Origin of the sequence: Actinoallomurus acaciae, assembly GCF_042429965.1 — a bacterium.
GTDB classification, from domain to species: domain Bacteria; phylum Actinomycetota; class Actinomycetes; order Streptosporangiales; family Streptosporangiaceae; genus Actinoallomurus; species Actinoallomurus acaciae.
The window spans coordinates 1,861-21,422 of record NZ_JBHLZP010000105.1; the positions used below are offsets into that span (position 1 = coordinate 1,861).

At 71.7% G+C, this 19,562-nt stretch carries 18 protein-coding genes and 1 pseudogene; 13 read left to right on the forward strand and 6 right to left on the reverse strand.

Annotated elements, in window-relative coordinates; translation table 11 throughout:
* Together ACFFNX_RS16450 and ACFFNX_RS16455 are read left to right on the forward strand one after the other, a co-directional pair.
* Positions 1 to 202 (forward strand): carboxymuconolactone decarboxylase family protein (locus ACFFNX_RS16450; protein ID WP_512699849.1); only part of this gene is annotated, 202 nt, incomplete at its 5' end.
* Between the two features lie 214 nt (positions 203 to 416).
* On the forward strand, positions 417 to 1,280 hold the full coding sequence (locus tag ACFFNX_RS16455; protein WP_378202091.1) for a helix-turn-helix domain-containing protein: 864 nt from the start codon (positions 417 to 419) through the stop codon (positions 1,278 to 1,280).
* On the opposite strand, the gene ACFFNX_RS16460 is transcribed toward ACFFNX_RS16455, so the two are convergent.
* The 5 genes and pseudogenes from ACFFNX_RS16460 to ACFFNX_RS16480 form a co-directional block, all read right to left on the reverse strand.
* Positions 1,258 to 2,412 (reverse strand): FAD-dependent oxidoreductase, encoded by a 1,155-nt coding sequence (locus ACFFNX_RS16460; RefSeq protein ID WP_378202095.1) that lies wholly within the window; start codon positions 2,410 to 2,412, stop codon positions 1,258 to 1,260. The genes ACFFNX_RS16455 and ACFFNX_RS16460 overlap by 23 nt on opposite strands.
* Before the next feature lie 47 nt (positions 2,413 to 2,459).
* A complete protein-coding gene (locus ACFFNX_RS16465) occupies positions 2,460 to 3,152 on the reverse strand; it encodes a TetR/AcrR family transcriptional regulator (RefSeq protein WP_378202098.1) in 693 nt (230 codons plus the stop codon).
* A gap of 56 nt (positions 3,153 to 3,208) precedes the next feature.
* Positions 3,209 to 4,027: a YceI family protein gene (locus ACFFNX_RS16470; RefSeq protein WP_378202101.1), complete on the reverse strand. Its 819-nt coding sequence runs from the start codon at positions 4,025 to 4,027 to the stop codon at positions 3,209 to 3,211.
* 99 nt (positions 4,028 to 4,126) lie between these two features.
* Positions 4,127 to 5,035: an MSCRAMM family protein gene (locus tag ACFFNX_RS16475; RefSeq protein ID WP_378202144.1), complete on the reverse strand. Its 909-nt coding sequence runs from the start codon at positions 5,033 to 5,035 to the stop codon at positions 4,127 to 4,129.
* Positions 5,036 to 6,460, reverse strand: a pseudogene (locus tag ACFFNX_RS16480) (MFS transporter); the annotation flags it as partial.
* Positions 6,461 to 6,828: 368 nt separating this feature from the next.
* On the opposite strand from ACFFNX_RS16480, the gene ACFFNX_RS16485 reads away from it, so the two are divergent.
* The 10 genes from ACFFNX_RS16485 (at position 6,829) to ACFFNX_RS16530 (ending at position 16,299) form a co-directional block, all read left to right on the forward strand.
* Positions 6,829 to 7,491 (forward strand): TetR/AcrR family transcriptional regulator, encoded by a 663-nt coding sequence (locus ACFFNX_RS16485; RefSeq protein WP_378202104.1) that lies wholly within the window; start codon positions 6,829 to 6,831, stop codon positions 7,489 to 7,491.
* A gap of 98 nt (positions 7,492 to 7,589) precedes the next feature.
* A complete protein-coding gene (locus tag ACFFNX_RS16490; protein ID WP_378202107.1) occupies positions 7,590 to 9,416 on the forward strand; it encodes a chloride channel protein in 1,827 nt (608 codons plus the stop codon).
* Positions 9,417 to 9,537: 121 nt separating this feature from the next.
* Positions 9,538 to 9,894 carry a hypothetical protein gene (locus ACFFNX_RS16495; RefSeq protein ID WP_378202110.1) on the forward strand — a complete coding sequence of 119 codons (357 nt, stop codon included), beginning with the start codon at positions 9,538 to 9,540 and terminating at the stop codon, positions 9,892 to 9,894.
* Positions 9,895 to 9,925: 31 nt separating this feature from the next.
* Positions 9,926 to 10,567: a protein-L-isoaspartate(D-aspartate) O-methyltransferase gene (locus ACFFNX_RS16500; RefSeq protein ID WP_378202113.1), complete on the forward strand. Its 642-nt coding sequence runs from the start codon at positions 9,926 to 9,928 to the stop codon at positions 10,565 to 10,567.
* Between the two features lie 92 nt (positions 10,568 to 10,659).
* Positions 10,660 to 11,889: an MFS transporter gene (locus ACFFNX_RS16505; protein ID WP_378202116.1), complete on the forward strand. Its 1,230-nt coding sequence runs from the start codon at positions 10,660 to 10,662 to the stop codon at positions 11,887 to 11,889.
* A gap of 181 nt (positions 11,890 to 12,070) precedes the next feature.
* The gene (locus ACFFNX_RS16510) at positions 12,071 to 12,949 is read left to right on the forward strand and encodes a hypothetical protein (protein WP_378202119.1); all 879 of its coding nucleotides are present in this window, start codon (positions 12,071 to 12,073) and stop codon (positions 12,947 to 12,949) included.
* 131 nt (positions 12,950 to 13,080) lie between these two features.
* Positions 13,081 to 13,638, forward strand: a complete 558-nt coding sequence (locus tag ACFFNX_RS16515; protein WP_378202122.1) for a hypothetical protein — start codon at positions 13,081 to 13,083, stop codon at positions 13,636 to 13,638.
* 61 nt (positions 13,639 to 13,699) lie between these two features.
* Complete coding sequence (locus ACFFNX_RS16520; protein ID WP_378202125.1) at positions 13,700 to 14,542, forward strand: DUF4097 family beta strand repeat-containing protein; 843 nt, start codon at positions 13,700 to 13,702, stop codon at positions 14,540 to 14,542.
* A 24-nt stretch (positions 14,543 to 14,566) separates the two neighbouring features.
* Positions 14,567 to 15,511: an ATP-binding cassette domain-containing protein gene (locus ACFFNX_RS16525; protein ID WP_378202128.1), complete on the forward strand. Its 945-nt coding sequence runs from the start codon at positions 14,567 to 14,569 to the stop codon at positions 15,509 to 15,511.
* Entirely contained in the window at positions 15,508 to 16,299 is a 792-nt protein-coding gene (locus ACFFNX_RS16530; RefSeq protein WP_378202132.1) for an ABC transporter permease, read from the forward strand. The genes ACFFNX_RS16525 and ACFFNX_RS16530 overlap by 4 nt, the downstream gene beginning before the upstream one ends.
* Positions 16,300 to 16,311: 12 nt before the next feature.
* On the opposite strand, the gene ACFFNX_RS16535 is transcribed toward ACFFNX_RS16530, so the two are convergent.
* A complete protein-coding gene (locus ACFFNX_RS16535) occupies positions 16,312 to 18,357 on the reverse strand; it encodes a P-loop NTPase (RefSeq protein WP_378202135.1) in 2,046 nt (681 codons plus the stop codon).
* A 390-nt stretch (positions 18,358 to 18,747) separates the two neighbouring features.
* Here ACFFNX_RS16535 and ACFFNX_RS16540 point away from each other — a divergent pair.
* A partial coding sequence (locus tag ACFFNX_RS16540) for an AfsR/SARP family transcriptional regulator (protein ID WP_378202138.1) occupies positions 18,748 to 19,562 on the forward strand: 815 nt, incomplete at its 3' end.

The following is a 19,562-nucleotide window of genomic DNA, read 5'->3' on the forward strand; positions in this document are numbered from 1 at the left end:
CGAACTCACCGAACAAGGCACCCGCCTCGCCGACACCGCCGGCGGCGTCACCAACGAAGCCTGGACCAACGCCGCCGAACACTACGACGAAGACCAACTCGCCGCCCTGGTATCCCTCATCGCCCTCATCAACGCCTACAACCGGATGAACGCCATCACCCGGCAGCCCGCCGGCGACTACCAGCCCGGCCAGTGGGGATGACCGACGGCTTGAAAGTTCCGTGAGTGTCGGGGAATTCGATCTCACGATCCGAAGCGGGGAGAGTTCTTGTGTGAGCGGAATTCTCCGCTCACACAAGAACGCCGAAATCGACTCCCCACCGGCGTGTCGTCCACCCGCGACGACACCGACGAATGCGGCGATCATGCGCTTCGCCGAGACCCCGAGTGGCATATTGGGTCCATACCGCACGACAATGGAGTGGGAGATCCTCATGCCTATAGACCATGGCGAACCAAACATCAATGCACGCCGGCTCGGGCTTTACTTACGGACAATTCGGGAATTCCTTGAATTGTCGTACGACGAGGCGGCGGTGCAGCTCGGATGCCGGCCGAACTGGCTGATCCGGGTGGAGACCGGGTTCGCGTGGCCCTCGCCCGTCGAGGTGGAGCGGATGATGGATCGCTACCAGGTCCGCGGGTCCATGGTGGCCGAGGTGGTGATCGATCTGGCGGCCCGGCCGAACGGACCCGAGTGGCTGAACGCCCACGCCGAACGGTTGAAACCCGCCACCCGCGACGTACTGATCATGGAGTCGGAAGCCTCGGTCATCCGCACCTACGGCGTGCTGACCGTCCCGTACCTGGCGCGCGCGGAGGCTTATGTCCGCCACGTCGCCCCCCGCATCGACCCCGAATGCGACGTGGACGCCGAATGGGACCTGCTGGACAACCGCCAGCGCCACCGCCCCGGCGGCCGGCGCCGCGACCTTGATGTGATCATCGACGAGGGCGCGCTGACCCTGCAGCTCTCCGAGCCCGAGGTCATGGTGGACCAGCTGCGCCACCTCCTCGACCTGGGCCTGCGTCCGGACACCACGGTCCGGGTGGTCCCGCGTGGCGCGCGGTTCTACGAGGCGCGTGCGAACCCCTTCGACCTGCTCGAATTCCCTGAGGTCAGCGACCGGCTCGCGCTCGTCCACAGCGCACTGGGCACCCATTTCGCCGCCGTGGACCTCACCGACACGTGGAACCGCATCGAGCAGGACGAGGCCCTCCCACCGGAGGAGAGCCGTGCTCTCCTCCGGCGTCTGATCAGCCGTTCGCCCCAGGGGTAGCGGCGGCGAACTGGGCGACCAGGCCGCGGGGCGCGTCGTCGGCGAGGCAGAGGTCGAGGTTGGCGGCTGAACCGGCGGCGGCCTCCTCGGCGCGGTCGAACATGGCCTCCTCGTAGGCGGCCAGCGCGGTCTCGGTGTCGCCGGGGTGGCGGAGGAGGTCCTGGGCGAGTTCGGCGGCGTCCAGCATGGCGATGTTGGCGCCCTCGCCGGCGAACGGCGACATCACGTGGGCCGCGTCGCCCAGCAGGGTCACCCCCGGCACCCGGTCCCACCGGTGGCCGACGGGCAGGGCGACGATCGAACGGGGCACCAGTTCGCCGTCGGCGTCGGAGACGAGGGCGCGAAGGTCGGGGTGCCAGTCGGCGAACTCCTCCAGCACGGCCTTCTTCGCCGTCTCGGCGTCGGTGAAGTCGATGCCGTCGAGCCAGGACCGGTCGGCCCTGACGGTGGCGTAGATGTGGAGGCTGCCGTCGAACTCCCGGTGCGCGAGGAATCCCCGGCCGTCGGAGAGGGCGAAGAGCATGCCGCCGCCGACCACGGCCGCGGCCTCCGGGTGGCGCACGTCCGCGTCCCGGAGATCGAACTCGACCATGGACACCCCCGTGTAGGCGGGCCGGGCGCCGGAGACGAGCGGGCGGACCCTGGACCAGGCTCCGTCCGCCCCGATCAGCAGGTCCGTGGTGAAGACGGCACCGTCGGCGAGGGTGACCTCGTGCCGGCCGTCGCCGAGGGTACGGGTGGCGTCGACCTTGGAGTCCCAGCGCACCGTCCCGTCCGGGAGGGAGTCCAGCAGCAGGTCGCGGAGCAGCCCGCGGTCGACCTCCGGGCGGGTGTGGCCGGAGTCCTCGTCGCGCCGTTCCATGAGGACGGTGGCGTGCTTGTCCAGGATCCGCATGGCCTCCCCGCCGGGGAGCACCAGCGCGCGGAAGTCGTCGTGGAGCCCGGCGGCGCGCAGGGCGGCCTGACCCGACTCTTCGTGGATGTCGAGCATGCCGCCCTGAGTGCGCGCGTGGCGGTCGGCGTCGAGGTCGAAGACGGGCGTCTCGACGCCGCCTGCGTGCAGGACGCGGGCGAGGGTCAGGCCGCCGAGGCCGGCGCCGATGACGGCGATGGGGTGGTGGGGTGCGGTCATGAGGGTTGCCTTTCGTTCGCTGAGGGCGCGGACGTACGGACGTGATGTCAGTCCGCTGTCCGCGGAGTGGCGCGGGCTCCGTTGATCACGGCGCGGAAGATCCAGGTCAGGCGCTGCTCGGGAGTGCCGGAGACGAGGTCGTCGGCGAGGGCGGCGATCCGCGGATGCGTCTCGGCCGAGACCGCGCGCAGCGCGGCGATGAGGGCGAGGTGTTCGTCCTCGGCGGCGGCGTCGCGGTCGCGTACGGACTGCTCGGCCGCGGTGGCGGTGGCCACCTGGAGGAGCACGTCCACACCCCACGCGGCCTGCCCGTCCGGCACGTCGCCCTCGTGCAGGAGGGCGAGGATCGCCTCGACCAGCGCCAGGTAGTTCGGGCCCGACGGGCGGGCGACCAGCGCGGAGTGGGCGAGGTCGGGGTGCTGGAACAGGACCCGGGTGTAGGAGCCGAGCACGGCGGCGAGCCGGTCGCGCCAGTCTCCCCGCGCGGCGGCCGGCGTCAGGTCGACGGCGCCGAGCAGCTCTTCCAGGATCGCCGCGTGCAGCTCGGCGGTGTTGGCCACGTACACGTACAGCGACGCCGGCCCGGTGTCGAGCTCCTGCGCCAGCCGCCGCATGGTGACCCGCCGCAGACCTTCGTCCTCCATGAGCCGGACCGCGGTGGCGACGATGCCCTCGTAGGTGAGGGCGGGCTTGGCGGGCCGCTCGCGGCGGCTGCGGGGCGCACGGGTTCTCGGAGCCATGACCACACCATAACGAACATGTTCGTTACGAACAAGTTCGTACGCCCCTCCGCTGCTCAGGCCTGCGGCAGAGCCTCCCCTTGCACCGCTTGGATGTCGAGCTCCACCTTCAGGGTGGTGCCGACCATCGCCATGCCGGTCTGGAGGATCTGGTTGTAGGTGATCGCGAAGTCCTCGCGGCGCAGCTCGGTCGTGGCGCGGAAGGCGGCGCGGACGCCACCCCAGGGGTCGGGGCCGGTGCCGAGGTAGGTGAGGTCCAGGTCGACGGGGCGGGTGACGCCCCGCAGGCCGAGCTCGCCGTGGACGGTCCAGCGGTCGGGACCGGCGGGCGTCAGGCCGGTCGAGCGGTAGGTGATCTCCGGATGCTGCTCGGCGGCCAGGAAGTCGCCCGTCCTGAGGTGGTCGTCGCGCATGCCGTTGCGGGTGTCGATCGAGGCGGCGCGGATCACCGCCTCGACCCGGGACTTGTCGGCGTCCGGGGCGATCTCGATGCGCCCGCCGAAGTCGGTGAAGTGGCCGCGCACGCTGGACAGCCCCAGATGCTGGGCCACCGCCGCCACGGAGGAGTGGGCCGGGTCGATGGTCCACGGGCCCGGCGGGGGCAGCTCGGCGCCGCCCTGGCGGCCGAGCACGATCTGGCCGAGTTCGGCGCGGCCACTGGTGGTGACGAGCGCGGTCGACGCCGCGGGCGTGTAGCCGGGGGCGGTGGCGATGACGGTGTAGCGGCCCGGGGCCAGGGGGGTGTCGTCGGCGATGGCGCCCTCGGCGTCGGCCTCCGCACGCATGATCTGCGCGCCGGTCATGTCGGTCACCGTGAGCACCGCACTGGGCACGGCCCAGCCGTTGCGGGCACGAACTCGCGCGCTGAGGGGCATGGCGTCTCTCTTCTCTTCTTCCGTACGGCCGGGGGCGGCAGGCGGCGCACCCCGGCGAGGAGGGCGCCCCTGCGACGGGGCGCCCGCGGGCCGGGGCGGCTATTCGTCGCCGGGGGCGAGTTCGAGGTCGTGGCCGTCGACGTCGCCGCCGGTCACGACCACCTCGGCGGACTGTGGCCGGTAGCCGGTCGCGACGACCGTGTAGACGCCGCCGTCCAGGTCGGCGAAGGCGTACTCACCGTCGAGCCCGGTCGTGGTGGTGGCGACCACGTTGCCCGCGGCGTCGACGATCGTCACGCGCGCGTCCCTGAGTGGTGCGCCTCCTCCGCGGATCGTGCCCCGCACCTGTGCCCCCGGCTCAAGGCGGACGTCGACGCGGGTGGTCTGCCCGCTCTCGATCTCGACGGGCAGGGCCAGCGGCCGGTGCTTGGGCGAGTTGACCGCGAGGGTGACGATCCCCGGCGTCAGGTCGTCGACGGTGAACTCGCCCAGCGCGTCGGACTGCCCGGTGGTCAGGACGTCACCGTGGACGTCGGTCACGACGATGACCGCGCCGGCGACCGGTGCCCCGCTGTCCGCGGCCCGCACCGTACCGGCCAGGCCGCTGCCGCTCCCGAGCAGGATGTCGTACGGCACGGGCATGTCGCCGACGACGATCGTCGAGGCATGGGGCTTGTGGCCCGCGGCCGAGGCGATCAGAAAGTACGAGCCGGCGCGCGGCACACCGATGCCGTAGGAGCCGTCGCTCTGCGCCAGCGACCGGCCGAGCTGCTGTCCCTCCAGCGAGATCAGCGTCACGGCGGCCCCGGTCACCGGCGTGTTGTTCGCGCTGTGGACACGCCCGCCGACCAGAATCCCGGCGCTCGCCCCATCGCCCGGAACGGCCCCGGCGGCGGCGAACGCCGGCGCGTACGTCGAAGACCCGCCGCCGACCCGTGGGGAGACGGTCGCCCGCATCGGCAGCGGCGCCGCGGGCACGCCCACGGGTTCGGGTGTCCTCGTGGGCATCGCCGACGCGACGGCGGCCCGGCGGCGGGGCAGGAACAGCGTGAGCAGGAAGGCGAGGAGGGCGGAGCCACCGGCGATCGCCATCACCGTGCGGAAACCCTCCAGGGAGGGCAGGGCGACGCTGCCGAAGGTGGTGGTCATCTTGGCCAGTACGGCGCCGGCGACCGCGCTGGAGATCGACGTGCCGAGGGACCGCATCAGGGAGTTGAGGCTGTTGGCGGCGGCCGTCTCGGATGCGGGCACGGCGCCCATGATGAGCGCGGGCATCGCGCCGTAGGCGAAGCCGATGCCGGCGCCGATGATGCAGGAGGTCACCAGGAGCTCCCAGACGGCGTGCAGCATCACGATGCTCAGCCCGTAGCCGGCGCCCACGATCAGGACGCCGAGCATCAGGGTCACCTTCGGCCCCATGCTCTTGGTGATGAGGGCGGACAGCGGGGCCATGGCCATCATCACCAGGCCCGTCGGGGCCAGGACCAGGCCGGCGTGCAGCACGGACTGGCCCAGGCCGTACCCGGTGGCCTTGGGCAGCTCGAGCAGCTGCGGCAGGATCAGGGACGTCCCGAACATCGCGAAGCCGGTGGCCACCGAGGCGAGGTTGGTGAACAGCACCTGACGGCGCGCGGTGGTGCGCAGATCCACCAGCGGCTCCCCGGAGAGCAGCTCGAACCAGCCCCACAGCAACAGGATGACGACGGCGGCGCCGAACATGCCGAGGGTCGTCCCGCTGGTCCATCCCCAGTCGGCCCCCTTGGAGATCCCCAACAGCAGGCAGACCAGGCCGGCCGCCATGCCGATCGCGCCGAGCAGGTCGAACCGCCCGCCGCTGCGCACCTTCGACTCCTGCACCAACGCCAGGACCAGCAAGGTGACGAGGGCGCCGAGACCGGCGGAGACCCAGAACAGCACGTGCCAGTCGTAGCGGTCGGCGATGAGCGCGGCGGCGGGCAGGCCCAGCGCTCCGCCGACCCCCAGGGAGGCGCTCATCAGCGCCGTGGCGCCGGCGAGCCGCTCGGCGGGCAGCTCGTCGCGCATGATGCTGATGCCCAGTGGGATGACGCCGGACGCCATGCCCTGCAGGACCCGCCCAACGATCATCGGGGTCAGGGAGTTGCTGAAACCGCACACGACCGACCCGGCCACCAACACGACCAGGCTGACCAGCAACATGAGGCGCTTGCCGTACATGTCGCCGAGGCGTCCCATCACGGGGGTGGCGACGGCGGCGGCCAAGAGGGTGGCGGTCACGGCCCAGGCGGCGTTCGACGCGGTGGCGTGCAGCAGCCGCGGAAGCTCAGGGACGATCGGCACCACGAGCGTCTGCATCAGCGAGACCACGATCCCGCCGAAGGCGAGGACCGCGACGACGATGTTCGTCCGCGGCGGGGCAGCCACCCCTGGCGAGGGGGGTTGGGCGTGGGACATGGGTCGAGCCTCCGTACATATGTCCAGGGGTGCCGATGCGGCGGAACTCGCGTCGATCGCCCGGCATCACGAGGTGCGCGAACCTCCATCGGGGGAGCGTGCCTGGCGCTCGATTTTAAATCAACTGATTGACTTAGCATAGCGGAAGAGCTTCACTGATTGCAGCAGGTCGCGCCGGGGAGAAGAGCGACGCGCGCGGGCGAAGAGGGACACGCGCGCCCGCCGCTCTCGGGCGGGTGCTCGGCGCGCCGCTCGACCGGTTACGCTCCCTCGGACCCCGCCGCCGCGGCGGAGAATCCGCAGACGAGGCGAAGGACGGGTCGCCGGAGGACCGCACGGTCCGCCGGTACGACGGCGAGGAGGCGAACATGGCGGGCGGAACGGCACGCGCCGAGCGAGTGCAGGCGACGCGAGAGGCGATCCTTGCCGCGGCCGAGCGGCTGTTCGCCGAGCACGGAGTGTTCGCCGTGTCCAACCGTCAGATCAGCGAGGCCGCCGGGCAGGGCAACAACGCCGCCGTCAACTACCACTTCGGCACCAAGACCGACCTGGTCCGCGCGATCGTGCGCCGGCACACCGAGGACATCGAGCGCATCCGCGTACGGATGGTGACCGAGGCCACCGGCTCCACGGATCTTCGCGACTGGATCGCCTGCTTCGTACGCCCGAACGCCGAGCACCTGGCCACGCTGGACAGCCCCAGCTGGTTCGCCCGGTTCGCCGCGCAGGTGATGACCGATCCGGAGTTGCGCGACATCATGACCGCCGAGTCGCTCACGTCACCGTCACTGAGCCGGGCCGTGGAGGAGACGAAGCGGTGCCTCCCCGAACTGCCCGCCGAGGTGCGTGCCGAACGCGACGAGATGATCCGCCAGCTGATGGTGCACATGACCGCCGAGCGCGAACGCGCCCTGGCCGACGGACTGCCCACCGCCCGCGCCACCTGGCACGAAGCGGCCACCGGAATGATCGACGCGATCGTCGGCCTGCTCCAGGCACCGGTCACCTCGGCACACGGCGACTCGCGCTGAGCAGGCCGAGTACTCGTCGAAGCGACATCTGACGACCGGCCCGTCGCGGGTCCCGGGGCCGGTACATCCCGCACCGGCGAACATTGCATAATGCAATTATGTCCCCCGGCAAAGAACCTCGCGTCTCCGCATGTCCCCCCACCTCCCCCGCCCACGAGGGACGCGGGCCGATCCGCGCGCGGCGGGGTCTCGCGGCCGCCGCCACGAGCCTGCGGGAGGCGCCGTCCGGACTGCTGGTGACGGCGCTGGTGGTCGGTGCCGGCGCCGGGCTCGGCGCGATCGCGTTCCGCTGGTTGATCGTGACGTTCACCCACCTGTTCTCCGGACACGCCGACTACTCGGCGGCGGGACACGCGTCCAACCCGCGTCTGTCCTGGCTGGGACCCTGGTTCGTCCTACTGGCCCCGGTCGTCGGCGGGCTGTTGTACGGGCCGCTGGTGCAGCGGTTCGCGCGCGAGGCACGCGGCCACGGGGTGCCCGAGGTCATGTTCGCGGTGGCCCAGCGCGGCGGGCGGATCGCCCCGAAAGTCGCGGTGGTCAAATCCCTGGCCTCGGCGCTGTGCATCGGGTCGGGCGGCTCGGTCGGCCGCGAGGGCCCGATCGTGCAGATCGGATCCGCCCTCGGCTCCAGCATCGGACAGGCCCTGCGGCTGACCGAGAACCGGCTTCGCGTCCTGGTCGCCTGCGGCGCCGCCGGCGGGATCGCGGCCACGTTCAACGCGCCCCTGGCCGGGGTGTTCTTCGCGATGGAGCTCATCCTGCGCGACTTCACCGCGGAGTCCTTCGGCGCGGTCGTGCTGGCGAGCGTGACCGCCAGCGTCGTCGGCCGCGCCGCGCTCGGCGACACCGCGTTCCTGCGACTGCCCGCCTTCCACGTGAGCCACCCGGCCGAGTATCTGCTGTACGCTCTGCTGGGAGTGCTCGCCGGAGCGGCCGGTGTGGGGTTCACCCGCGTGCTCTACCTCATCGAGGACCTGTGCGACCGGGCCTGGCGCGGCCCCGAGTGGCTCCGCCCGGCCGTCGGCGGACTGGCCCTCGGCGGCCTGCTCCTCGCGCTGCCCCAGATGTACGGCGTCGGCTATCCCGTCCTGGAGAACGCCATCGGCGGCCGCTACCTCGTCGGCTTCCTGTTCCTGCTGCTGGTCGGCAAGGCCCTCGCGACCAGCCTCACCATCGGTATCGGCGGCTCGGGAGGCGTCTTCGCGCCCAGCCTGTTCATGGGCGCCATGGCCGGCAGCGCGTACGGCATCGTCGCGCATCACCTGGCTCCGGGCCTGGCCACCTCCCCCGGGGCGTACGGGCTGGTGGGCATGGGAGCGGTGTTCGCCGGAGCGGCCCGCGCGCCGATCACCGCAGTGATCATCATGTTCGAGCTCACCGGTGAGTACTCGATCATCCTGCCGCTCATGCTCGCCATCGTCCTGGCGACCGTCGTCAGCCGTGTGCTGTCCGGCGACACGATCTACACGCTCAAGCTCCGGCGCCGGGGCGTCCACCTCGACGCCCACGAGCCGGTGAACCCGCTGGCCACCACGCCGGTCGGCGAGGTGATGGAGCCCGTCCCCCCGTCGCTTCCCGACACAACCGCGCTGGAGGAGGCGGCCCGCGTGCTGGTCACCTCCGACCACGGCGTCCTGCCCGTGACCGCGTCCGACGGCCGGTACCGCGGCACGGTCACCGCCCGCGCCGCCGCCGAGGCGCTCACCGACGGCGACCGCCCACCCGCCACGATCGGCGACCTTGCCGAACTGCCGACCCCCGTCGTCGCCCACGACGCCCTCGCCGACGTTCTGCACGTGCTCGTCACCACGCAGGGCACGGGTGTTCCCGTGCTGGACGACGACAGGACCGCCATCGTCGGCTGGATCACCCACCAGACCATCCTCAACGCGCTCCGCACACAGGACGCCGACCGGCGCGGCTGATGTCCCGAGAGTGGGGATTTAGCGCGTTATCCAGCACCCTGACGGCAAAGAGCCAGTAATCATCGGCGCCCCGTATCACCCGCGCCGGTGATCGTCGTACGGGTGCGGGTATCACCGCGCCATGGCCCATCACCGCACGCTGGGACCGTTCAGCCGGACGACCCGGGGCGCACTGGTCGCGGCGGCCACCGTCATGGCGGCCGCGCTGGCACCGGCGCCCGGCGTGAGTGCGGCGATGACCCCCACCGGTGGCGGCGGAGCCGGCTCCACCCGCGGGAACAGCAGCGTCATCAGTCACGCCGGGAACGGGAGGTTCAACAAGAACAGTTTCGACGTGAACGACCCGTCGGTGATCCGCGGGAACCAGAACATCACGAACCAGAACATCGGCGGCCAGACCGCCACACAGAACGCCATCTGCAAGCGATGGTTCCGTCACTGCAGGATCAACGAGCGGATGATCGTCCGGGACCCGTGACGTTCGTCTGCACCCGCGGGAGAAGAGCGAGGTGACCGCGGCTCCCCGTCCGGAGGGTCTGGTCCGGCTCGTACGGGCGGCGGGGATCCGCGACGAGCGGGTGATCGAGGCCGTCCGGACGACGCCGCGCGCCGAGTTCGTGCCCGCCGACCAGGTCGAGCGCGCCTACGATGACGTGCCCCTCCCGATCGGCCACGGGCAGGTCACGACGCAGCCGTCGCTGTCGGCACGGATGATCGAAGGCCTCCGCCTCGAAGGGCGCGAACACGTGCTGGAGGTCGGCACCGGCCTGGGCTTCCAGACCGCGCTGCTGGCACGTCTCTGCGCGGACGTCGTGACCATCGAGTGGTGGCCCGACCTGTCCCGGCAGGCTCGCCGGAACCTCGCCCGGCTGGGCGTCACCAACGTCGAGCCGTGCGTCGGCGACGGCAGCGGCGGTGTGCCGGAACGTGCTCCCTACGACGCCGTCATCGTGTCGGCCGCCCACCCCGAAGTGCCCGCGCCGCTGGCCGGGCAGCTCCGGCCCGGCGGCCGGCTCGTGCAGCCCATCGGACCGGGCGGGCGGGAGGACGTGGTGCTGTTCGAGCGCACGGCGGCCGGGCTGGAGCGCCGGAGGATCCTGATCCCGGCCTGCTTCGTCCGCCTTCGCGGCCGGTACGGCTTTCGACACTGACCGACGACGGACGCCCCGGCCCTCGCCGGCGTCCTATCGCCGGACTAGGGTGCCGGAGGCGGCCGACAAGCCCGGACGGGGAGGAAGCGATCATGGCCCTGTCGCGCACGTTGGTCCGGCTGCTGGCGCTGACCTGCGGCGTCACGATCGCGAACATCTACTACGCGCAGCCGCTGGTCCATGGCATCGCCCACGATCTGGGGACGTCCCAGTCCTCCGCCGGCGCGCTCGTCACCGCGACGCAGCTCGGGTACGCCGCCGGGCTGCTGCTGGTCGTGCCGCTCGGCGACATCGTCGCCCGCCGGCCCCTGCTCACCGCCTTGCTGGCGATCGACGCGGTGGCGCTCGCGGCCACCGCCGCCGCGCCGGGTCTGGGCGTGCTGAGCGCGCTGGCCGTGCTCATCGGCCTCTCCTCGGTCGTGGTGCAGATGCTCATCCCGTACGCCGCCACCCTCGCCTCTCCCCACCAGCGCGCCGGGATCATCGGCACGCTGATGGGCGCCCTGCTCCTCGGCATCCTGCTCTCCCGTACGTTCGCCGGCGTCGTGGCCGGCGCGGCCGGATGGCGCGGCGTCTACGCCGTCGCGGCCGTGCTGATGGCCGTTACCGCGATCACGGTGGGCCGCGTGCTGCCGGCCGGCGCCCGCGAGGTCGGGATCGGCTATCTCGCCCAGATGCGCGCCGTCGTACGACTGGCGCGGAGCGAGCCGGTGCTGCGCTGGCGGTCGCTGGTCGGCGCGGCCCAGTTCGCCGCGTTCAGCTGCTTCTGGACGACGGTGACGTTTCTGCTGGCGGGCCGGTCGTTCGGCTACACGCAGACCGAGATCGGGCTCTTCGCGCTGGTCGGCGCGGCGGGCGCGGGCTGTGTGCTCATCGGCGGACGGCTGCTGGACCGGCACCGGAACCTGGCGTGGCCGATCACCGGCGCCGCCCTCGTCCTGCTGCTGGGCTCCTTCGGCGTGCTCGCCGCCGGCACATACGGGCCGGCCTGGCTGGTCGCCGGCGCGCTGCTCATGGACGCCTGCAGCCAGGCCGTGCACGTGACCAACCAGGCGGTGCTCTATGACCTGGTGGACGGAGCCCGGTCGCGGATCACCACCGTGTACATGACCGTCTACTTCGTCGGCGGAGCACTCGGCACGACGGCGGGCACGGCGGCGTACGACCGCTGGGGCTGGGGCGGCGCCTCCACGGCCGCAGCCGGGTTCTGCGTTCTGGCACTGCTCGCCTGGTCGGCCGCCCATCGGCACGAGCGGCCCGCCGCCTCCGGTGTCGTGGAGCCGCACCCAAAGGCCGCCCGAGACCGGGCGAACGGTGGATGACCGGGCGTCCTACCCTCCCGGCCGCGATGGTGACGGCGTTCCGAGCCGGCCGGCGACGCCTCGAGACGCGGTGCTCGGACGGACTCGTCGCAGGACGCGGCGGCCTTCAGGCCGTGGAACCGGCACGCGGACCCGTACGGCATGATGCATGCAGAATGATCGACGGCGGGACGGCACAGTCATGGGTCTGAGAGATCGGGTGGGCGACGCCAGGCGCGCGGCGAGCGCGGGCCTGGACAAGGGCCGGGAGGCGGCCGGCGCGGGTCTGGACAAGGGCCGGGACGCCGCGAACGCGGGCCGGGAGAAGGCCGCGAGTCTGGACAAGGAGGCCGTCCAGTCCGCCGGCCGAAACGCCGTGGCGACCGCCAGACAGGCCGACGACTGGGTCCTGAACCAGCTCAAGTCCGTCCGGCCGCCCGCGCTTCCGCTGGCCGAGACGTGGAAGCTGTCGATCGGCGGGATCGTCGCCGCGCACCCGAAGGCGCCTCGCCTGACGGGCCGGCTTCTCGCACCGCTCGACCGGCTCGGCGCGATCGAGATCGGGCCCGACGAGATCGGGTTCGACGGTGACACGGTCGCGTGGGGCAAGGTCACCGAGATCCGCACCCGCAGCCTCGCGGAACTCGCCGTCGGCGCCGTCTGGGACTTCGCGATCGACGACCTGCGCACCCGGCTGCCTCCGGTTCCCGGCCGCAAGTGGGCGGTCACCAAGGTCCTTCAGGTTCTGCTCGCCATGACGGTCGACCTCGAAGAGCAGATCGAGGCGGCGGAAGAGGAAGACGCACCGCAACACGTCGCCTGCGAGATCGTCCATCGCGGGCGGATCCAGCGGAACAAGCAGTCGACCACCGGCCTGTTCTCCGCGCTCGCGCTGTGCACGCTGCCCCAGGTGGGCGAGGCCCTGGCTGCTGCCGCCGCCGAGAGGGGCGTCCCGGTCGTGCCGGCCGAGCCGTACAAGCACGTGTCGGCCAACGAGCGCGTGCTGAAAGTGCGCCGGCAGCGCGAGGCCCTCGCCGCGCAGGCCCACGAGCTGGAGAGCGCCGAGGACGAAGAGGCCTGACCGGGCCGCCACGCCCGGAGTCCTGCGGCCGACTTCGCGTTCGCCGATGATGTGACGTCCTGTCCGCGCGGTGACGTCACATCGACATGCCACCACTTGTAATGACGTCGCAGTGATGTCATGATGACGTCATGGATCTCACCCCGTACATCGCCAACCTCCGCCGCGAGCTCGCGGTCGCCGCCGAGGCCGGGGGAGATGACGTCCGCGCCATCGCCGAACGGCTCAGCACGGCGCTCGAGTCGGCCGCCAGGCTCGCCATGCTCGAGGCGCTGTCGGCCGCCGCGGACGAGATCACCACCGACCTGGCGCCGGGCTCGGTCGAGGTGCGCCTGCGCGGACGCGACCCTGACTTCGTTGTGACGCCACCGCCGACCGAGGTGACGTCAGATGAGACGTCACGGGGCGGTCTGCGGAGCGCGCTCGCCGGCGCGATCGAGGTCACGATGGGCGTACGGCCGCCCGCCGCGTCGGAGCCCGAGGAGGGCGGCGGCACGTCGAGGATCACCCTGCGCCTCCCCGAACATCTCAAGCCGCGCATCGACGAGGCGGCGAACCGCATGGGGCTGTCGGTCAACGCCTGGCTCGTCCGCGCCGTGACCGTCGCCCTCGAACTCGGCGACCAGGGCGGCGGCCGCCCGGGCGGCGGCTCGCAGCTCGGACAGCGCTACACGGGCTGGGTCCGCTGACGCCACCCGCCTCCATCTCCCGTACCGGACCACCGGCCGACGCCACTGAGAGGGCACCGCCATGCCGACATACGACACCCCCGAACCCATCACCGCGGTCATCGACATCCCGTCCGGCCGGGTACAGATCAACGCCGGCGACCGCACCGACACGGTCGTCGACGTGCGCCCGGGCGACCCGGCCCGGGAGAGCGACGTCACCGCCGCCGAGCAGACCCAGGTCGAGTACGCGGGCGGCCGGCTCTTCGTGAGGGGGCCCAAGAACAAGCTTCGCGCGCTCGTCGGCCGCCCGCCGTCGCTCGACGTGACGATCGAGTTGCCGACCGGCTCACGCGTCGACGCCAAGGGCTGGGCGAGCTACCGCAGCCAGGGCCGCATCGGCACGTCCAGCTTCGACACCGCCGTCGGCTCCGTCCGCCTCGACCAGACCGGCACGTTGAAGCTGCGTTCGTCCGCCGGAGACGTCTCGGTCGCCCGGTCGGACGGGAACATCGACGTGAGCACCTCCACCGGCAAGATCTGGATCGGTGAGATCGACGGCGCGGCGGTGGTCAAGACCGCCAACGGCGACATCACGATCGGTGAGGTCACCGAGGACGCGCGGCTGAACACGGCCAACGGCGACATCAACGTCCACCGTGCCCTGTCCGCCGTCAACGCCAAGACCGCGTACGGCAGCGTCCGGATCGACGAGGTCGTCCGCGGCTCGGTCGTGCTGGAGACCGGTTTCGGAGAGCTGGAGCTCGGGGTCCGTGAGGGCACGGCCGCCTGGCTCGACGTCAGCTCCAAGTACGGCACCGTCCGCAGCGACCTGAAGGCCGGCGACGGCCCCGGCGAGTCCGAGAGCACCGTCGAGGTGTACGCGCGCACCGGCTACGGCGACATCGTCATCCGCCGCCCCTGACCCACCACGACCGGAAGAGGGACCATGACCACCGCTCCTGCGATCACGGCGACGGGGCTGCGCAAGTCGTACGGCGACAAGGTCGTGCTCGACGGCGTCGACCTGGAGGTCGCCGAGGGAACGATCTTCTCCCTGCTCGGCCCCAACGGCGCCGGCAAGACCACCATGGTGCAGATCATGTCCACGCTCATCGGCGCGGACGGCGGCGAGGTGCGCGTCGCGGGACACGACGTCGCCCGCGAGCCCGACGCCGTACGCGCGGCGATCGGCGTCACCGGCCAGTACTCCGCCGTCGACAAGCTCCTCACCGGCGAGGAGAACCTCCTCCTGATGGCGGACCTGCACCACCTGAGGCGCGCGGAAGGCCGCCGCCGCGCCGCCGAACTGCTCGAACGGTTCGACCTGACCGACGCGGCGCGCAAGACCGCCGCCACCTACTCCGGGGGCATGCGACGGCGGCTCGACCTGGCGATGACCCTGGTCGGCGACCCGCGCGTCATCTACCTCGACGAGCCGACCACCGGCCTGGACCCGCGCAGCCGGCGCACCATGTGGCAGATCATCTCCGACCTGGTCGCGGGCGGCGTCACCATCTTCCTCACCACGCAGTACCTGGACGAGGCGGACGAGCTCGCCGACCGGATCGCGCTGCTCGACCACGGGCGGCTGATCGCCGAGGGCACGGCCGCCGAGCTCAAGCGGCTCATCCCCGGCGGTCACATCCGCCTGCGGTTCGCCGACCTCGACGCGCTGCGGTCGGCCACGCGGGCACTCGGCGAGGTGTCCGCCGATGAGGACGGGCTCGCCCTCCGCGTGCCGAGCGACGGCGGCGTCCGGTCGATACGGACCCTGCTCGCCCGGCTCGACGACCATTCGATCGAGGTGGAGGAGATGTCGGTCCACACCCCCGATCTCGACGACGTCTTCCTCACCCTCACCGGCCGACCCGACAAGGAGTCCGTTCGATGAGCACCCTGGCCCTGTCCGCGCGCGACTCGGCGACGATGCTGCGCCGCAGCCTCCGCCACATGCTGCGCTACCCGTCCATGACCCTGATGATCGCCGGGATGCCGGTGGTCTTCCTGCTGATATTCGTCTACGTCTTCGGCGGCACGATGGGCAACGGGCTCGGCGGCGTCGCGGGCGGCCGGCACGCGTACGTCAACTTTGTGACGCCCGGCATCGTCTTGATGACCATCGCCGGCGCCGCCACGGCGACGGCGGTGTCGGTGGCCATGGACATGACCGAGGGGATCGTCGCGCGGTTCCGCACCATGGCGATCTCCCGGGCCTCGGTGCTGACCGGGCACGTCGTCGGCAGCGTGATCCAGAACCTGCTCAGCATGGCGCTCGTCGTCGCCGTCGCGCTGGCGATCGGTTTCCGCCCCACCGCCGACCTCGTGGAGTGGCTCGCCGCGGTCGGCCTGCTCACGCTGCTCGTCCTGGCGCTGACCTGGCTGTCGGTCGGGCTCGGCCTGTTCAGCAAGACCCCCGAGTCCGCGAGCAACGCGCCCATGCCGCTGATGCTCCTGCCGTTCCTGGGCAGTGGTTTCGTGCCCACCGACTCGATGCCGGCCGGACTGCGCTGGTTCGCCGAGTACCAGCCCTTCACCCCGGTCATCGACACCCTGCGCGGCCTGCTGATGGGCGGGCCGATCGGCGACAGCGGCGTCATCGCGATCGCCTGGTGCGTCGGCATCGCGACGGCCGGCTACCTCTGGTCGAAGAGGCTGTTCGACCGCGACCCGTCCCGCTGACACCCCGCCCGGTCACGACGCGTCCACGCCGCTCACGCCCAGCAGCTCCCGATGCCACAGCAGCTCACAGACGCGTTCGAGGCCGCGGGTCAGATGCCGGCGGTAGGTGCTGAACGGCAGGCCCAGCCGTTCCGCCGCGGCCTGCTGCGTCGGGGTGTTCTGCATGAACGTCATCGTGATCGCCCGATACAGCTTCACCTCACGCGAGTCGGCGGCGAGTTTCTCCACCGTCTCGTGCAGCACTCTGCGCAGCGCCTCGACCGGCTCGCCGCCCGTCTCGGCGACCACGCGGGCCGGGACCAGGGGGCTGTTCGCCAGTTCGTCCGGCCGGTTCCACGAGCGCAGCGCGCCACGGACGGCCACGTCGAACTCGGCCCGCGACAGCACGGCGTACGTGCGCACGGCGCGGTGACGGGGCGCCCGCCAGGCCGCGGGCGTACGGCGCGGCATGAGCTGTTCGAGCCACGTGTCGAGCCTGGTCTCCTGCCAGTTCCGGCAGAACAGGCCGAAGAGAAGGTCACCGACCCGCACCATCAGCGGGTCCTGCTCGCCGAAGATGGCGAACCGCTGCCAGCGCTTCGGGTCCGACACGACCATGCAGGTCCAGGCCACGCCCTCGGCCTGCACCGCCATCGTCACGAGCCGCGCGGCGATGAGGTCCGAGACCGGCGAGGGGAACGCCTCGCGCGCCAGCATGAGCCGCGCGAGGGCCAGGTGCTCGCCTTCGCGCAGCGGGCTCACCCGGCGGACGTACGACCATGCCTCCGCCACGACCGGGTCGACGGCGTTCTCCTCGGCGTCGGGTTCGGTGAGCCGGAGCGTCAGCACGAACCCGGCCGGCTCCCCCGATTCGGAACTCCGGTAGACGGAGAACGCCTCGGGCCGCCGTTCGAGCCAGAAGTCCACGATGGCGGCCGTCTCGGCGTTGCTGTTCGCGAGCGTGATGTCCAGGACGGCTCTCCGGTCGCCCGCCCGGACGACGTCTTCGCGGAAGTCGAACTCCTCCTGTTCGGCGAACAGGCCCGAGCCGTGCCACAGGAGGTACATCAGTGCCTCCAACTGGGCGAAGCTCGGCGAGTCCGGGGCGGTCCGCGCCTCACCGACGTAGTGGCGGATGAGCCGGCGGTGCATGTCCTGGTACCGCTCCGGATCGCGCCAGGACAGGTCGGCGTCGAGCGCCTCGCGGATGACCTCGTGGGGACGGATGCCCGACGGCACGGACGCCATGAACGACAGCCGCCGCAGCCAGTCGAACAGGGCACCCGCGTCGGCCTCCGACAGCACGGCGCGCAGGAGTCCCTCGGTCGTCGTCCGCACGTGGGCGCTGACCTCCAGCGCCTGCCGGTGCAGCGGTGAGGGAACCGGCCCGACCAGGCGGGTCAGCAACGCGCCGATCACGTCGTGGGACGGCGTCCATCCGGCGCCCTCGCCGCCGGCCGCGTCGTCCATCGCCGACGCGGCCAGAGACAGCGCCAGCGGATGGCCTCCGGAGAAGGAGAGCACCGCCGGGTGCCGGACGGCCGGCACCTCGCGCGCGGTCAGCAGGGCGACCGCGTCATCGCGGGAGAAGTCGCCCAGGGTGATCACCTGAAGGACGTCCTTCCAGCCCGGGTCCGACAGCCACATGGATCCAGGCGGCCGTCGGTCCGCGAAGACCACGAGCGAACCGGCGGGCAGGCGGGGCAGGAACCGGTCCCGCAGCCAGTCTTCGAGCGGCCGGTACGTCTCGAAGTCATCCACGAGCAACACCGCGGGCTCGTCGGTGAACATCTTGATCGCCTCGGACTCGAACGCCTCCGGGGACGGCGGCGGCCGGTGCTCGCCGATCTCGACCACGACCCGCCCGGCCTCGGCGGCCTCGTGGGCGAACCGCCGCAGCAGGGTCGTCTTGCCGATACCGCCGGGACCGGTCACGAACTGCACGGCGAAGGAGTCGGCGGCGCGGTCCAGCGTCGTACGGAACAGCTCCAGCTCCGCGGAACGGCCGACAAAGGACCGGTGTCGCGCCGCCTGCAGCCGCTCGCCGAGACTCGCGAACCGTCGGGTTTGGGGGGTCATCTGTTTCTGGCGCAGGGACCCTGGCGCGCACGCCGAGGAGGAAGCGCCTCCTCCTTCCAGGATGGTCGAGCTACGGGTTTCAATCCCTGGTCGTCGGTCGTCGGTTCCCCGCGCCGTCCTCCCCTCCTTATGATCTTCTCCGTAACGCTAAGACAACATTGCGTGCGATGTGAGCATTCGAATGAACAACCGGCTTCGCGTAGCCCCAGCGTGCGAAGTCATAGTCCGCCGGAAACGCGACAGAATGATTAGTTTTCGACCTGTCAGGTGAACAGTCAGCCGGGGCACGATGTTGTCGGGTGCCGATCGGCAGCGGCCGACCCTCTCTTTCCCCCTCGGCGCACGCGAGACCGACGACGTCATGGCGCCCACACTGTGGAAGGCGAGCCATTGAGCGACCGTGTCATGTTCGGGCTGCTGGGCCCGCTTGAGGCATGGTCCGGCGAGGTCCGGCTCGACCTGGGCCCGCCCAAGCGCCGCGTGCTGCTCACCCGCCTCCTGGTCGAGGACGGCCACCCGGTGTCGGCCGACCGCCTGTGCGACGACCTGTGGGAGGGTCGTCCGCCCGCGGGCGCCGTCTCCTCCATCCACTCCCACATCAGCCGCCTGCGTGCCGTGCTGGAGCCGGGCCGTACGCGGCGCGGGCAGGGCACCGTGCTGGTGAGCGGACCGGCCGGCTACACGCTCAACGCGCCGCCCGATACCCGCGACTCGACCCGCTTCGAGCAGTCGGTCACCCACGCCCGCGAGCTGCTGTCCCAGGGACGGCTCGACGACGCGCGCCATGAGATCGAGAACGGCCTGGGCCTGTGGCGGGGCGCCGCCCTGGCCGACGCCGCCAACCACGCCTTCGCCGCCCGCGAGATCTCCCGGCTGGAGGAGATCCGGATGGCCGCCGGTGAGCTGAGCGCCACCGTGCTCCTCCAGCAGCACGAGTACGACAGGGCGGCCCTCGTCGCCGAGGAGCTCACCACGCGGTCTCCGCTGCGCGAGGCCGCCTGGGCGCAGCTGATGCGCGCCCTCTACCTGGCCGGGCGGCCCGCCGAGGCGCTGCGGCGCTACGAGGCGATCCGTACGCTGCTCGCCGACGAGCTCGGCGCCGTGCCGGGCCCCGAGCTGAGCGGCGTCCACGTCTCCGTGCTCCGCCAGGACCTGACCGCACCCGAACCCGTCCGGCCGGCCGCCGCGGACGTGTCGCCCGGCGT

Bases quoted from the DNA above. Each gene is read 5' to 3' on its own strand.
- ACFFNX_RS16505 (WP_378202116.1), top strand. From the start codon at position 10,660: ATGGCCCTGTCGCGCACGTTGGTCCGGCTGCTGGCGCTGACCTGCGGC.
- ACFFNX_RS16485 (WP_378202104.1), top strand. From the start codon at position 6,829: ATGGCGGGCGGAACGGCACGCGCCGAGCGAGTGCAGGCGACGCGAGAG.
- ACFFNX_RS16470 (WP_378202101.1), bottom strand. From the start codon at position 4,027: ATGCCCCTCAGCGCGCGAGTTCGTGCCCGCAACGGCTGGGCCGTGCCC.
- ACFFNX_RS16460 (WP_378202095.1), bottom strand. From the start codon at position 2,412: ATGACCGCACCCCACCACCCCATCGCCGTCATCGGCGCCGGCCTCGGC.
- ACFFNX_RS16530 (WP_378202132.1), top strand. From the start codon at position 15,508: ATGAGCACCCTGGCCCTGTCCGCGCGCGACTCGGCGACGATGCTGCGC.
- ACFFNX_RS16475 (WP_378202144.1), bottom strand. From the start codon at position 5,035: ATGCCCACGAGGACACCCGAACCCGTGGGCGTGCCCGCGGCGCCGCTG.
- ACFFNX_RS16455 (WP_378202091.1), top strand. From the start codon at position 417: ATGGAGTGGGAGATCCTCATGCCTATAGACCATGGCGAACCAAACATC.
- ACFFNX_RS16535 (WP_378202135.1), bottom strand. From the start codon at position 18,357: ATGACCCCCCAAACCCGACGGTTCGCGAGTCTCGGCGAGCGGCTGCAG.
- ACFFNX_RS16515 (WP_378202122.1), top strand. From the start codon at position 13,081: ATGGATCTCACCCCGTACATCGCCAACCTCCGCCGCGAGCTCGCGGTC.
- ACFFNX_RS16520 (WP_378202125.1), top strand. From the start codon at position 13,700: ATGCCGACATACGACACCCCCGAACCCATCACCGCGGTCATCGACATC.
- ACFFNX_RS16490 (WP_378202107.1), top strand. From the start codon at position 7,590: ATGTCCCCCGGCAAAGAACCTCGCGTCTCCGCATGTCCCCCCACCTCC.
- ACFFNX_RS16465 (WP_378202098.1), bottom strand. From the start codon at position 3,152: ATGGCTCCGAGAACCCGTGCGCCCCGCAGCCGCCGCGAGCGGCCCGCC.
- ACFFNX_RS16495 (WP_378202110.1), top strand. From the start codon at position 9,538: ATGGCCCATCACCGCACGCTGGGACCGTTCAGCCGGACGACCCGGGGC.
- ACFFNX_RS16525 (WP_378202128.1), top strand. From the start codon at position 14,567: ATGACCACCGCTCCTGCGATCACGGCGACGGGGCTGCGCAAGTCGTAC.
- ACFFNX_RS16510 (WP_378202119.1), top strand. From the start codon at position 12,071: ATGGGTCTGAGAGATCGGGTGGGCGACGCCAGGCGCGCGGCGAGCGCG.